Annotated in this window: 12 protein-coding genes and 1 pseudogene; 4 read left to right on the top strand and 9 right to left on the bottom strand. The window is 52.6% G+C overall.

Annotated elements, in window-relative coordinates:
- Positions 1–97: 97 nt before the first annotated feature.
- From BUC32_RS19260 to BUC32_RS19250, 3 genes are all read left to right on the top strand, one after another.
- Positions 98–472 (top strand): helix-turn-helix domain-containing protein, encoded by a 375-nt coding sequence (locus BUC32_RS19260; RefSeq protein WP_073257071.1) that lies wholly within the window; start codon positions 98–100, stop codon positions 470–472.
- A gap of 284 nt (positions 473–756) precedes the next feature.
- On the top strand, positions 757–1824 hold the full coding sequence (locus BUC32_RS19255; RefSeq protein ID WP_073257068.1) for a hypothetical protein: 1068 nt from the start codon (positions 757–759) through the stop codon (positions 1822–1824).
- A gap of 36 nt (positions 1825–1860) precedes the next feature.
- Complete coding sequence (locus BUC32_RS19250) at positions 1861–3180, top strand: aspartate aminotransferase family protein (protein ID WP_073257065.1); 1320 nt, start codon at positions 1861–1863, stop codon at positions 3178–3180.
- Positions 3181–3221: 41 nt separating this feature from the next.
- Here the strand turns inward: BUC32_RS19250 and BUC32_RS21305 are convergent.
- From BUC32_RS21305 to BUC32_RS19220, 6 genes and pseudogenes are all read right to left on the bottom strand, one after another.
- A pseudogene (locus tag BUC32_RS21305) lies at positions 3222–3962 on the bottom strand (DDE-type integrase/transposase/recombinase).
- 58 nt (positions 3963–4020) lie between these two features.
- Positions 4021–5169, bottom strand: a complete 1149-nt coding sequence (locus BUC32_RS19240) for a Gfo/Idh/MocA family protein (protein ID WP_073257062.1) — start codon at positions 5167–5169, stop codon at positions 4021–4023.
- 3 nt (positions 5170–5172) lie between these two features.
- Positions 5173–6231 (bottom strand): sugar phosphate isomerase/epimerase family protein, encoded by a 1059-nt coding sequence (locus BUC32_RS19235; RefSeq protein WP_073257059.1) that lies wholly within the window; start codon positions 6229–6231, stop codon positions 5173–5175.
- 66 nt (positions 6232–6297) lie between these two features.
- Complete coding sequence (locus BUC32_RS19230) at positions 6298–7254, bottom strand: substrate-binding domain-containing protein (RefSeq protein WP_073257056.1); 957 nt, start codon at positions 7252–7254, stop codon at positions 6298–6300.
- Between the two features lie 96 nt (positions 7255–7350).
- Entirely contained in the window at positions 7351–8370 is a 1020-nt protein-coding gene (locus tag BUC32_RS19225; protein ID WP_073257053.1) for an ABC transporter permease, read from the bottom strand.
- Positions 8367–9890 carry a sugar ABC transporter ATP-binding protein gene (locus BUC32_RS19220; protein ID WP_073257050.1) on the bottom strand — a complete coding sequence of 508 codons (1524 nt, stop codon included), beginning with the start codon at positions 9888–9890 and terminating at the stop codon, positions 8367–8369. The genes BUC32_RS19225 and BUC32_RS19220 overlap by 4 nt, the downstream gene beginning before the upstream one ends.
- A 204-nt stretch (positions 9891–10094) precedes the next feature.
- Here BUC32_RS19220 and BUC32_RS19215 point away from each other — a divergent pair, with 204 nt between their 5' ends.
- Positions 10095–11132 carry a LacI family DNA-binding transcriptional regulator gene (locus BUC32_RS19215; RefSeq protein WP_073257045.1) on the top strand — a complete coding sequence of 346 codons (1038 nt, stop codon included), beginning with the start codon at positions 10095–10097 and terminating at the stop codon, positions 11130–11132.
- A gap of 118 nt (positions 11133–11250) precedes the next feature.
- On the opposite strand, the gene BUC32_RS19210 is transcribed toward BUC32_RS19215, so the two are convergent.
- From BUC32_RS19210 to BUC32_RS19200, 3 genes are all read right to left on the bottom strand, one after another.
- Complete coding sequence (locus BUC32_RS19210) at positions 11251–11904, bottom strand: glutathione S-transferase family protein (protein ID WP_073257042.1); 654 nt, start codon at positions 11902–11904, stop codon at positions 11251–11253.
- A gap of 122 nt (positions 11905–12026) precedes the next feature.
- Entirely contained in the window at positions 12027–12791 is a 765-nt protein-coding gene (locus BUC32_RS19205; protein WP_073257038.1) for an enoyl-CoA hydratase/isomerase family protein, read from the bottom strand.
- A 1-nt stretch (position 12792) separates the two neighbouring features.
- Complete coding sequence (locus BUC32_RS19200) at positions 12793–13293, bottom strand: phenylacetate--CoA ligase family protein (RefSeq protein WP_073257035.1); 501 nt, start codon at positions 13291–13293, stop codon at positions 12793–12795.
- Positions 13294–13427 lie beyond the last annotated feature (134 nt).

The following is a 13427-nucleotide window of genomic DNA, read 5'->3' as shown; positions in this document are numbered from 1 at the left end:
CTCGTTTTGAAATAGCGGAAAGGCGAACGTTTTGTCATGCTTCAACGCTAGATCGCCACCCAGCCCTTCACAACCGAGTTTCTTCTGACAATGCCTCATGATCCCTTCGGAAGACGTGAGGGAGGTGTTCGAAAAAGACACCAGCTTTGCCATGTCGATCATTAACGAACTGGCCGGATGTTACCGAGGTGCCATAAGAAATGCGAAGAATATAAAATTGCGAACCTCGGTTGAGCGGCTGGCGAACTACGTCTTTAAGCACCACGTTCGCGACGGTAGAGCAGCGGATTTCTCGCTGCCTGTTGAGAAGAAGAAACTCGCCTCATTTTTGGGTATGACACCGGAAAATCTGTCCCGCGCGCTCTCTGCACTAAAGCATTATGGAGTTGAGGTTTCTGGACAGACAATCAGGATAACAGACTCCCAAGCCCTAGAGGCTTTTGCCAAACCCAATGCTCTAATTGATAGATAACCCAGACAGATAGTGTCAGATGGACCTTGTCAGAGGAACTCCGGACGCGAAGCGTAGGTTGCCAATCTGCCGTTTTTGCAAGAATTGAAGCTAAGAAGCCACCCGCGTCAAAGTTAATCTGACAATGCGACCCTTCGGCTTATTGTATGACCGCTTTCATACACACTTTAACCTCCACGTCTCAAGCTCGTTTCTTCTGGCAAATCCCTACAGGAGTTGACAAATTGGGTCACCACGAGTCCTCTATCGGGGCGTTCTGGACAAACCCCAAAGAAAGTTCCGAAATGTCAAAACCAACACTGCTAATAATTTCTCTGGGTGAACTGGGAACAAACATATTGGAAGCGGTCGCCAGAACCGACCTTTTTGAGCCCGTTTTTGTCGGCAGCCGCAGCCTGGTCAAGGCCGAAGAAAGGGTGAACAACGCAGCAATTGGTGCCGGGATAGAAGGGCATTTTCCGGACCTTCGCGCCATTCAACTCGACATCAACGCCCATGATGCGCCTCTGAAGCTTCGCCAACTAAAGCCGGACTATATTTTCTCGGCCCCATCGCTGATGCCATGGTGGAAACTGGATGAGCGGGCTTCTGCTCTGCCTTTTGCAAGTTTCACCGCTTTGCATTTGTCCTTGATGGCCAAATTTCGCGACGTGATCGAAAAAGCCGATACCGGCGCACTCTGGATTGGCGCGTCGTTTCCAGATGTGATCAACGCAGTTCTCAACCGTAACGGGTTCGGGCCAGACTGCGGGATCGGAAACATCCAAGAGCCCATTCCGAAAATACAGGCAGCAGTCGCGGCGCGCCTAAAATGCCTACCGCAAAACGTCGACATCCGCATGATTTCGCAACACGCGTTTGAGTACTACGTTCTGAACGAGAAACGCACCGAGACTCTACCGCCGTATTTGCTTCAGGCAACGGCCTTGGGACGAGATGTCACTGATATTGCAGAAGATGTCTTGCGCGCGCGCTTTCCATTTCCTTATGATCTGCATTTCAACCGGGTGACGGCATCGGCCGGACTGGCAGCACTCAGGGCGCTGCTGAACCCGACCCCTTCAGCAATTCACCTACCAGGTATCGGCAAACTAATTGGTGGGTATCCCGTTCAGGCAAGCCGTTCGGGGATTGCGATCGACCTGCCCCCGGATTGGTCCATGGATCAGGCTATTTCGGTGAACGAAGCATCCTTGGCTTGGGACGGAATCGAAACGGTCGAAACAGACGGAACCATCCATTTCACAATGGAAACCAGAGAGGCACTGTTCTCGCTGGTCGGAAAATCAATTGATATACTAAGTGTTTCAGACGCAGATGAGCAGGCAAAAAAACTGCTCAACGCTCTTTGACGCGCCAAACTTTTCACTAGCCAAAGGGCTCTCTCAATGAAAACCGACAATTCCAAAATTTTGTTTGACCGGGCCATGCAGGTTTTGGTTGAAGGGTGCAGCTCTGCCTCTCGGGGGCCGCTGAATTACAAGCCGTATCCAGCCTATATGCGCGAAGGAAAAGGTGCGCGCATTTGGGATGTAGACGGAAACGAATTCATTGACTGGCAGTTGTCATTTGGCTGTTTACCCTTAGGCCACGCACATCCAAAGATCGTTGAAATTGTTCAGGAAAAAGTGGCAGGTGGGACACATTTTGCCACGGCCCTTGAGGTTGAAGTTGAGACGGCTGAACTAATGGTCAGTATGTTGCCGCACGTCGACAAAGTCCGGTTTGCCAACACCGGAACCGAGGCTTGCATGACCGGGGTTCGCATGGCGCGCGGAATCACCGGAAAGCGTAAAGTGCTCAAGTTCGAGGGCCATTACCACGGCTGGTATGATGGCCTTTTGGTCAGCTCAAACCCGCAGTACCCGACAACGCTGGGGCATCCCAATGATCCGGTGCGCATTCCTGATAGCTCTGGCCTGACACCGGGGTCGTGGGAAGACACGCTGGTTTGCGTATGGAATGACGAAGATGCCTTAGAGCGGATGCTGGATGCGCATGGCCACGACCTTGCTTGCGTTGTGATGGAAGGAGTGATGTCCAACATGGGGGTCATTCCGCCAAAACCGGGCTATCTGAAACGCGCGCAGGAAATGTGCCGTGCACATAACGTTCTGTTTTATCTCGACGAAACTGTCACTGGTTTTCGTGTTGCTCCCGGCGGAGCCGCTGAACTTTATGATCTGCAACCAGACATCGTGACGTATGGCAAGGCTTTAGGTCAGGGATTTCCAGTCGCGGCCATTGCGGGACCGGACCACATCATGGAAAGCATCGAGTATGGCAAAGTCCTGCACTACGGAAGCCACAATGCGCCACGTCTGGGTCTCTATGCCGCCAAGACAATGCTCGAAGAAATGACGCGAGATGACCAAGCCGGGTTTAAGAAAATCGCTGAGATTGGCGAACAAATGACCACACGCCTCAATCAGGTTGCCAAAGACACAGGTCAGAACATGCGGGTCCAAAATGTGGGCTCAATGTTTCATCCGGTGTTCACCGATCTCGACGCGATTACCGACTATCGCGAATTTTGCGCAACCGTTGATCTGAAAAAATATGGAACGTTTTCAGAGCTGATGCGCAATCAGGGCATATTCTTTTCCGGAAACAAGATTTTACACAACTTGAGCTGTACGGAACACACCCAATCTGACATCGACGCCTCGATAACAGCGGCAGGGAAAGCGCTCGAGCAGATGAAATAGAACTAAATAGGTGTGCCGTTGGAGGGTGGTGTCAGGAAATTTCAAACGCGCTTTTGCCAGACCAATGAGGCTGCCCAATAATTCGCACGAAGACCGCGCCACTCGGCAAGATCTGCGTTGCAATTGAGCTTGAAATGATAACGTTTCGAAAGGTTGCGCTCCTGATTGAAGTGGTTGAAGACCGACGCGTAAGCAGAGACAAATTTCTGTAAACTTCACATTCGACGAAAACTGTACATGCGCGTTCTCGTCGTCGAAAAGGTAAGTGCGCGTTTTTGGATCGATTGTTGTTCTAGCGGCCGGTTTCTTTTCGGCATGCATCGCCAATGATCTAAGCCTCGACACTATGGGGGCGAAGTTTGCCCTTTTCTATTGCACCCTATTTCCCGCAGCGCTTCATGATATTACGTAAGAATATCAAAGCCGCTTTGCGATCCCGTCGCTTCGTGACAAAGCAATTAGGCACCTCACCTTCATGATCTACGGCTCGCCAAAGATTATGCTTCTGCTCCTTGGATCTCACAAACACTTCATCCAAATGCCATCGCCAGCTCGAGTATGATCGCAACTGGTGAACCCTCCGTCTGCGAGTTTCTACGGCGAAGGCCGGCCAAATCTGGTCTACTAAAAACGGAAAGCGTTGGTGCCTACATCAGTGCCTCTTTCGTGCGCCAAGTCTTCCACAATTCGAGGAGAAATGGAAATTGGGCATCCATCATCGCAAAAAGTCGGATGATTTTGGGAGGCGTTTTGAAGCAGCAAAAAGGAGAGCGTTTTCCCATAAGTGAACGCAAGATCTCCGCCCTGCTCGCCTCACGCATGTTTCTCTTGAAAACGCCCTCAGAACGAAGTCCATGCTCCGTTTCGGTTTGACGAACGAACACATGCATCAATGAATTGCACACCCGTTAACCCATCCTGCACGGTGGGGAAATGTAGGTCAGGTGGCAGGGCTTCACCACGTTTCTTAGCGCGAATTGCTGCGGCGGCCTCGGTGTAGATGTTTGCGAAGGCCTCCAGATAACCTTCGGGGTGACCGCCGGGGGTTCGGGTGACACGCTCGGCCATCGCACTGGCGCCAGTTCCACCACGTGTTAGCAGGCGCTTGGGTTTCCCAAATGGCGTAAACCACAGATAATTCGGATCCTCCTGAGACCACTCCAAACCGCCTTTGGGCCCATAGACCCGCAGTTTGAGAGCGTTTTCATTGCCCGGTGCAACTTGACTGGACCACAACATTCCTCGCGCGCCACCCTGAAACCGCATCATCACGTGCACGTTGTCGTCCAATCGACGACCCGGCACAAATGACGTCAAATCCGACGCCAGGCTTTCAAGGGTCAATCCGGTGACAAAACTGAGCAAGTTAAACGCATGAGTGCCAATGTCCCCCACGCAACCGCCCGCGCCGGATCGTTCAGGATCGGTACGCCATTCTGCCTGTTTGTTGTCTTGGGATTCTTCGGCCTCGGTCAGCCAGTCCTGCGGGTATTCTGCCTGCACGACGCGAATGTCACCCAGCGCTCCCTGTGCCACCATTTCCCTTGCCTGTCGGATCATCGGATAGCCGGTGTAGTTGTGGGTCAGCACAAATAATGCGTCTGATTGTTCTGCCGCTTTCACCAGCTTTTTCGCTTCGGCCAAGGTCGCGGTCAACGGCTTGTCACATAGGACATGAATACCGCGTTTCAGGAACTCGCGCGCCGCCGGATAATGCATGTGGTTGGGCGTCACAATCGCCACGGCATCAATGCCATCCTTCAACCGAGCCTCGCGGATCGCCATGGCCTTAAAGTCGTCATACGTTCTTTCCGCAGCCAATCCCAATGCCTGCCCAGAAGCCTGAGCCTTCTCCGAGGTTGATGACAGGGCCCCGGCGACCAGATTGAATTCCCCATCTATCCGCGAAGCAATACGATGCACTGCACCAATAAAGGCGTCATTGCCACCGCCGACCATTCCCAATTTTAAGGGTGTATGTCCTGTCATGGCTTAATCTCCCAATCCGAGCATTTTACGGTTTGCGGCCTCGTCCGTGCCACCATCGGCAAAATCATCAAACGCCTTTTCCGTGACCCGAATGATGTGGTCCTTAACGAATTGTGCGCCCTCGCGCGCGCCATCCTCGGGATGCTTCAGGCAGCATTCCCATTCCACGACGGCCCAACCATCAAAGTCGTTGGCGGCCATCTTGGAAAACACGGCCGCGAAGTCGACTTGGCCGTCGCCAAGAGAGCGGAACCGCCCTGCCCGATCAACCCAGGGTTGATACCCTGAATAGACTCCCTGACGGCCTGTCGGATTGAACTCGGCATCTTTGACGTGGAACATCTTGATCCGGTCTTTGTAGATGTCGATATTGTCCAGATAGTCCAGACATTGCAGCACATAATGTGATGGATCGTACAGCATATTTGCCCGAGGGTGATTGTCGACACGCTCTAGGAACATCTCAAACGTCACCCCGTCATGTAAATCTTCGCCCGGGTGGATTTCATAGCATACATCCACACCCATCGAGTCGGCATGGTCCAGAATGGGACGCCAGCGCGCCGCCAGTTCATCAAAAGCTGTTTCAATAAGGCCTGCAGGTCGTTGCGGCCAGGGGTATATGTACGGCCACGCCAAGGCGCCCGAAAATGTTGCGTGGGCTTTGATGCCCAGATTGTAACTGGCGGTAATTGCCAGTTTGACTTGCTCTACAGCCCAAGCCTGACGCGCTTTTGGGTCTCCATGCACATGAGGGGCCGCAAAGCCATCGAACGCGGTGTCATAGGCCGGATGTACGGCAACAAGCTGTCCTTGAAGGTGGGTCGAAAGCTCGGTGATCTCCACACCATTTTCACACGCCACCCCGACCAGTTCTTCGCAGTATGAACGCGAGCTTGCGGCCTTGGCCAGATCAAACAGGCGGCCGTCCCAACTCGGGATTTGCACGCCCTTGTAGCCGCAGTCCGCAGCCCATTTTGTAATGCTGTCCCAACTGTTAAAGGGCGCATCATCCCCAGCGAACTGCGCCAAAAACAAAGCTGGACCTTTTAGATTTTTCATAAATTTATCCTCCAAATTTGGGAAAGAGGCGCAGTGGCCTCTTTCCCGATGCCCAGTTTCAGCTTCCTAGAAGGGAGAGTCCGGGAAGTAGAAGGAGGCAGCATTCTCAGGCGTGATCAAGGTCGCACCCAAGATATAGCGGCCAGCGACTGGTCCGTTTGACTTAAACGCGGCAACGGTTACATCCATTGCAGTCGCAATCATTGACGGCGGATAGAGCACATCTACCGGCACCAGCGTTTCACCATCCATGATCGCTTTGATGGTTTCTTTCATGCCTGCGCCACCTACGACGAACATGCCATCACCATCGCGACCAGCCTGTTTCAACGCCGCCACAACACCGATGGCTATGTCGTCATCCTGCGCCCAAACCGCATCAATATCCGGGAAGCGCGACAGGAAGTCCTGCATCACCTCGAACCCGTCATCGCGGTTCCAGTTGGCGTGTTTGTGGTCAAGAATGTTTACGCCCGAACCTTCCATCTCGGCCATGAAGGCATCAAAGCGTTCATTGTCGATCAGTGTTGGGATGCCGCGCAGCACAACAATGTTGTCGCCCGATTTCAGGCGTGTCTTCATATACTTTGCCGAGACACGGCCCAATTCCGGGTTGTTGCCCGCAACATAGATGTCTTCGATACCCGGCTGGCTGAGACCACGGTCAACAACGGTGATCAGCGCGCCAGACTTTTTGACGTTCAGCACCGGGTCTGTCAGCGGCTCGGATTCGAACGGCAAAACTACAAGGGCATCAATCTGATGCACCGACACGAGGTCTTCCAGCGCACTGGCCTGCGCGCTTGGGTCGGACGAGTTCACAAGGATCATGTCCACATCGGGATAAAGCGCCTCAAGCCGTTTTCCTGCCTGTTCAGCGTGCCAGTTCATACCGGCGGCCCAAGCGTGGGTTGGTGTTGGATAGCTCACACCAATTTTGATTGTTTCTGCACTGGCCAATGTCGATGACATCACGAGTGCTCCGGTCACGACCATCGCGCCCAATTTGCTAAAAGGTTTCATTTGGTCTCCTCCCAAATTTGGACGCACCTCTCCTGTCCGGTGGCGCCCGGTTGTTTTTCACTGTGGGGACAGGCCCCGGTTTGCTTTGTGAAACTCTTACGCTTGTTTGGCCTTTGCCTTGCCCCAATCACCGCGCTGCAACCAGACCGCGATGATGATGATGAGACCTTGCATGGTTCCGTTCAGATAGTTCGATATGAGATCGGTAAAGTTCAGGATGTTACCGATGGTGGTCAGGATGAGGGCGCCCAGAATGGTGCCGCCGATGCGGCCATAGCCCCCTTTGAGTACCGTGCCGCCAATGATGACTGCCGCGATGGCCTCGAGCTCCCACAACACGCCGGTCGACGAAGACGCAGACCCAAGGCGCGGCACATAAATGATTGTGGCAAGCGACACGCAAAGCCCCTGGATCATGTAGGTCATGGTTTTTACACTGTCGACTTTGATGGCCGAGTATTTCGCCACACCTTCGTTTGACCCAATCGCCGTGCAATAGCGACCAAAGGCGGTGCGGTTCAACAAGAACCACCCAACAATCGAAACCACGATGAACACCCAGACCGGGATCGGCAGGCCAAAGAAACTGTCATAATACACCGGGCGGTATGTGCCCCGGATTGCGAAATCCAGAGACAGTGTGCCGCCGTCAGCAAAATACGTGACCAGTGACCGATAAATACCCATCGTTCCCAAAGTGACGATAAATGCCTCGATTTTTCCCTTGGTCGTCAACACACCATTGATCCAACCAGCCCCGATCCCCAGAAGGATCGAACAGCCACAGCCCAGCAACACCGTTGCAACACCGGTGCCCAAAGTTTCAACGGCGCTGTTCATGATGATGATCATGACCCCCGCAATCGCCGCAGCCATTGAGCCGACCGAAAGATCAATCCCGCCAGCGGTGATCACGAAAGTTGCGCCAATCGCGATAATGCCGATGAACGCCGATCGGGTTAGCAAGTTCGATAAGTTGCCCTCGCTCAGAAAAGCCGGGTTCAGAGAGAACCCGATGATGCACAGCAAAATGAGCGCAATTGCCGGCCCGGCTGTCTTAACGTCGAACTTCATCTGTTTCCCTCTCGTCAATGGGTTGGTGGCTGAAACGGTCATTGCGCGCCCTCCCTCTTAAGTCCTGCGGCATAGCGCACGATTTCATTTTCGGTGATGTCGTCACCGGTCAACGACCCGGTGATCTGCCCTTCGCGCATCACGACTACGCGATGGCATACGCCGATGATTTCCGGCATTTCTGACGAGATAACGACCACGGACACGCCTTCGGCGGCCAGCGCTGTGATAAAGTGATAGACCTGCTGCTTGGTCCCTACATCGATGCCGCGCGTTGGCTCGTCTATGATGACGATGCGGGGCTCACTTTCCATAACTTTAGCCAGAAGCAACTTTTGCTGGTTGCCACCTGACATATCCCCGACTGTAATATCAGGGTCACGTGCACGGATATCGAAACGCCGCACGGCACGCTCCAGCGCTTTGTCCTCAGCCCGAGTATCCAACCCAAATTTCTTGATAAACTTGGGTAAGGAAAACAGGGTTAGGTTGGGCCTCATCTTTTTGTCCAGAAGCAAACCCTTGGCTTTGCGATCTTTGGTAAGATAGGCGATGCCAGCATCTCGTACCGCCGCGACGGACGCGAAATGGGTTTCCCTGCCGTCCACAAAAACCTGGCCGCCGGTGATTGGGCGTAATGCACAGATCGCTTCAAACACAGATGTTCGACCGGCGCCAATAAGCCCTGAAAACCCAAGGATTTCACCTTTGCGCAACTGAAAGTTCACGCCTCGGACGCCATCCGTGGACAGGTTCTTCAGCTCAAGAACAACATCAGCATCCACGTCAGCCTCACGCATTGGCGGATAGAGGTCCGACAATTCTCGCCCAACCATCATCTGTGCCATCGCATCAAGCGACACATCCCCTGCGTCTTTGGTGCCAATCCACTGCCCATCCCGCAGAATGGTGATACGGTCAGAAATCTTTTTGACCTCAGTCAGCTTGTGCGACACAAATACGATCGCAACACCCTTTTCCTTTAACTTGAGAACTTGTCGGAAAAAGATTTCCGTTTCCGCTTCGGTCAAAACCGCGGTGGGCTCATCCATGATCAAAACCCGCGCATTTCGGCTTATCGCCTTGACGATTTCAACCATTTGCTTTTCCGCAATCGACAGGTCCGAGATACGGGCCGATGGTGAGATGTTTAGGCCAATGTCCTGCAGGTACTCTTTCACGATACTCTGCATAGCCAGACGGTCCAGCACACCATTCTTTGTCAGTTCACGACCAAGAAAGATATTTTCTTCAACCGTCATCTGCTCGGCAAGATTAAGTTCCTGGTGAATTAGGACGATACCCATCATCTCGGCTTCGCCATTTGGTGGCAAAGAAATTTCCTGACCCTCGAACAGAATGCGCCCCGATGATGGACTGTGAAACCCTGAGAGGATTTTCATCAAGGTGGATTTGCCGGCGCCGTTTTCACCAATCAGGGCATGAACCTCGCCGGGGTGTACCTCCATGTTGACGCTGAAAAGAACAGGCACGGAGCCAAAGGATTTGCTGATGCAGTCCGCCTGCAGCAAAGATTGATTTTCCGATAAATCGTCCAGCATGTGTCTCCCCTCAACACGACTGCATCCAGATAGATGGCCGCGTCACTTCGACCTATGTAAACCTTTTCATTAATGATGTAAACCTTTACATTATAGTATGTAAACCTTTTCAATCCGTCCCTCTGGCCTTAAGGTTCCAACTAAGCCCATGGAATTACGAGATGATTCCTACCGAAAGCAATTCAATCATCAGGACCCAAAATCTTGCAATCCCCCCCACCCAAACCAGCGACTATCGAAGACGTGGCGAAGCTTGCTGGGGTTTCTATTGCAACGGTTAGCCGGGCGATTCGGACGCCCGAGAAGGTCGCTGAAAGCACGCGCAAACGCGTGACGGCGGCGATTGCTCGTACCGGATACACTGCCAACGCCATGGCGCAAAACTTGCGTATGCGGCGGTCACGCATGGTTATGGTCCTAACCCCCTCTATCGCTGATCCAAACTTTCCCGGCATCCTGATAGGCCTTGAGAAAGCAGCTAACGAACGCGGTTATGCAGTTCTGATCGGAAACACCGATGGATCTATTTCGCTTGAGGAAAACCACCTGCGGTTTTTGTCAGCGGGTATGGTTGACGGACTCATACTTTTGACCGGGCATCTTCCTGTCGCCGGGCAGCCCGAAAGCCCCATCAACGCATTCCCCCCAATGATTGCAGCAACACGACCTGTGACCCGGTCGGAAGTCACCTATGTGGGAGTGGACGACGTTGCAGCCGCCAAAATGGCAACCGAGTACCTCGTCTCACTGGGCCACCGGAAAATCGCCTATGTTGCGTCATCAACGACCGATCCTGTGTCCGACCTTCGATCCGAGGGCTACCGTCACGGCTTGGCTGAAGGCGCAAATACGCTGGAAGAATGGATTATTGAAGGGGATGGCTCTAGCGAAGGTGGACGGGCTGCAGTGGAGCGATTGTTTATTAAGGATACTCTGCCCACAGCCTTTTTCTGCTTCAATGATGACACAGCGATCGGTGTTATTGGAGCATTGCAACTACGCGGCTACAGCGTCCCCAAAGATTTTTCAGTGATCGGCTTTGACGACATTCCATTCGCAAACAACATCACACCTGCCCTGACAACAATCAGACAGCCTCGCACCAAGATTGGCGAACATGCAATGGAGTTTCTTTTGGATGGCCTGGCAGGAACGGGGACGTCCCAGAAGGAAAAGTTGCTTCACGGTGATTTGGTCGTACGCGAAAGCTGCGGCCCCGCTCCTTTGCCCCAAAAAGATTAGTCAAAAAGGTGCTGTCAGGGCTACTCGAACGCGTCTCTTTCAGACTGGTTGACTGTCTTTGCTCCACGTAACTGACCTGCCCATCTCAAGCCAGTTCCCCCTGAAAATGCCAACTGCACTATTCTTTCCAAGGTTCGTAGAAGTCTTGTTTGTAAAGTTTCGCTTGTTCTTCGGGAAGGGATTTTTTGAACCCGTCGCGCTTGATTAACGTATCATACCAGCGCGCTAGATTCTGAAAGCGATCAATTCTGGCAAAATGTTTGGCGATATACACGGCTTGCCCAACCGCAATATCAGCTGCAGAAAATCCCGACACCAATAAATGATCTCGGCTTTCAAGGTTTTGATCTATTGCAGAAAAGCATTTTTCAATTCTTTTTGCTTCCAGCTGCATTACAATTCCGGATCGCATCTCATCAGAATACAGGACCAAATGTTGTTGTGTCAGTGCAGCAGAATGTTGGCTAATGCTCTCGGCAAAGTGCAGCCAAATCAACCAATCGATCCTCTCCGGATGCTCAAGTCCTCGACCTAACTCTGTTGGGCTAAAACGATCGCAGAGGATCTCGATCATCGCTCCGGACTCCCAAACAGCTTTGCCATCCAGTTCTAGTGCTGGAACCCTGCCAACTGGGTGCAATGCCAAATACTCAATACTGCGGAGCGACTTGTCAAAAGGACGAGTCACAACCTCAAATTCGGTATCAATTTCATGCAGCAACCAAAGCACGCGCATAGAGCGCGATTGTGGGACATGATGTAGTTTTATCATTTTTTCTCAAACCCTCATGAAATGAGCCTCAACCGACCTTTAGCATGCGGAACTGCTTGCGAAAGTTGAGTGCACTAGACACCTACGGAACGATTTAACCAGTGATCCAGCCAGGCTTCAACTCAGCCAAAATCCAACATTCGCTTAGTCGTCTCCGCATTCAGAAAACCTGCCACGGTGGCCTCTGTTTCCATATCCAATGCGGCTTTAATTGCGGCTTGACCACTGACGTTCAATGCGCGCTTCATGCTTATCACTGCCTCATATGGTAGATCTGCGAGGGTAGTTGCCACTTTGTAAGCTTCTTTCATGAGACCGTCATCGGGCACCACGCGCCAGGCAACACCCGCATCATGCAAGTCCTGTGCCGAATATGTTTGCCCCAAGTAGAGCATCTCTCTCGCCTTTTGCAACCCTGCCAGGGCTGGAAGGAGTGCCGTTACAGCACCGGTGACAAAAATTCCCAAACTCATTTCGGGGAAAAAGGCCTTTCCGGACTCTGCCCAAATTGGAAAGTCACAGTTTATGGCCCATTCAAAGCCACCTCCGACGGCCCAGCCGCGAAGAGCACCGACTACAGGTTTGTCGCCAAAGACGATTGACCGGGTGGCATCCTGGATTTCAACAGTAATATCCCGTGCCTCTTGCTCGCTTTCCGGGTGATTGTGATCTTTTCTGTCGTCTCCTGCGCAGAATGCACGGCCTTCGCCAGTAAAAATGATCACGCGCGTTTTCTTGCAGGCATTTGCATCATCAAATGCTTTCGCAACGTCCGTAACCAACGCACGGTTCATTGCGTTCAGACGGTCGGGTCGGTTCAGAGAGACTACGCGAATTCCGTTGTCTTCAAGCCTGCTGATCACTGTATTGTACTGAAAGTCGGTCATTTTACTCTCTTATTATGCGTTTGGTTTTGCCTTCGGTAACGGGAAATGATCCGTGAGGAACCAAGCTTACATGGGCTGTGGCCCCAAGGCTTCGCTTGATTGCCGTTTCAAGATTTTCTGCCAGACCAGCGCTTTCCACAACGCCTTGTGCAAGCTCGGCTTTGACCGGCAAATAGTCGTATGGCCCCTGACCAGACAGGACGATGCGATAGTCGCCGCTGAAATCAGGAGTGGCCGTAATGACAGAGGCCACCATTGTTGGAAACAGATTAAGACCCCGCACAACAACCATATCGTCACTGCGCCCAACGACACGAAAACGAAAACCGTGTCGCCCACAAGAGCACGGATCGGTTTCATCGATTTCGATGATATCTCCGGTTCTGAACCGCACAAGCGGCTGGCAGTCTCGCTCAAGGTGCGTCAGAACAAGCTCGCCGCGCGCGCCGGATTTGATTGGAAGCGGTTCTGCAGTATCCGGATCAATGAGTTCCGGAAACAAAACATCTGCACCCAGGAAATGAAGACGTGTATCGTGAGGTGAGCAGCCCTATCTGACGGGTCCAAGTTGGTTGTTAGTGCATGATCGGCCTGAGTTCCATTGGTATGATGGTTTCCGGAGCCGGAGGGCGGTAG

Origin of the sequence: Shimia gijangensis, from assembly GCF_900142085.1 — a bacterium.
Taxonomy (GTDB): Bacteria; Pseudomonadota; Alphaproteobacteria; order Rhodobacterales; family Rhodobacteraceae; genus Shimia; species Shimia gijangensis.
The sequence above is the reverse complement of the archived record's forward strand: the minus strand, read 5'-3'. Positions and strand labels throughout refer to the sequence as shown.

Coding starts and splice junctions, on each gene's coding strand:
- BUC32_RS19260 (WP_073257071.1), top strand. CDS start 98: ATGATCCCTTCGGAAGACGTGAGGGAGGTGTTCGAAAAAGACACCAGC.
- BUC32_RS19255 (WP_073257068.1), top strand. CDS start 757: ATGTCAAAACCAACACTGCTAATAATTTCTCTGGGTGAACTGGGAACA.
- BUC32_RS19230 (WP_073257056.1), bottom strand. CDS start 7,254: ATGAAACCTTTTAGCAAATTGGGCGCGATGGTCGTGACCGGAGCACTC.
- BUC32_RS19235 (WP_073257059.1), bottom strand. CDS start 6,231: ATGAAAAATCTAAAAGGTCCAGCTTTGTTTTTGGCGCAGTTCGCTGGG.
- BUC32_RS19225 (WP_073257053.1), bottom strand. CDS start 8,370: ATGACCGTTTCAGCCACCAACCCATTGACGAGAGGGAAACAGATGAAG.
- BUC32_RS19210 (WP_073257042.1), bottom strand. CDS start 11,904: ATGATAAAACTACATCATGTCCCACAATCGCGCTCTATGCGCGTGCTT.
- BUC32_RS19250 (WP_073257065.1), top strand. CDS start 1,861: ATGAAAACCGACAATTCCAAAATTTTGTTTGACCGGGCCATGCAGGTT.
- BUC32_RS19205 (WP_073257038.1), bottom strand. CDS start 12,791: ATGACCGACTTTCAGTACAATACAGTGATCAGCAGGCTTGAAGACAAC.
- BUC32_RS19220 (WP_073257050.1), bottom strand. CDS start 9,890: ATGCTGGACGATTTATCGGAAAATCAATCTTTGCTGCAGGCGGACTGC.
- BUC32_RS19240 (WP_073257062.1), bottom strand. CDS start 5,169: ATGACAGGACATACACCCTTAAAATTGGGAATGGTCGGCGGTGGCAAT.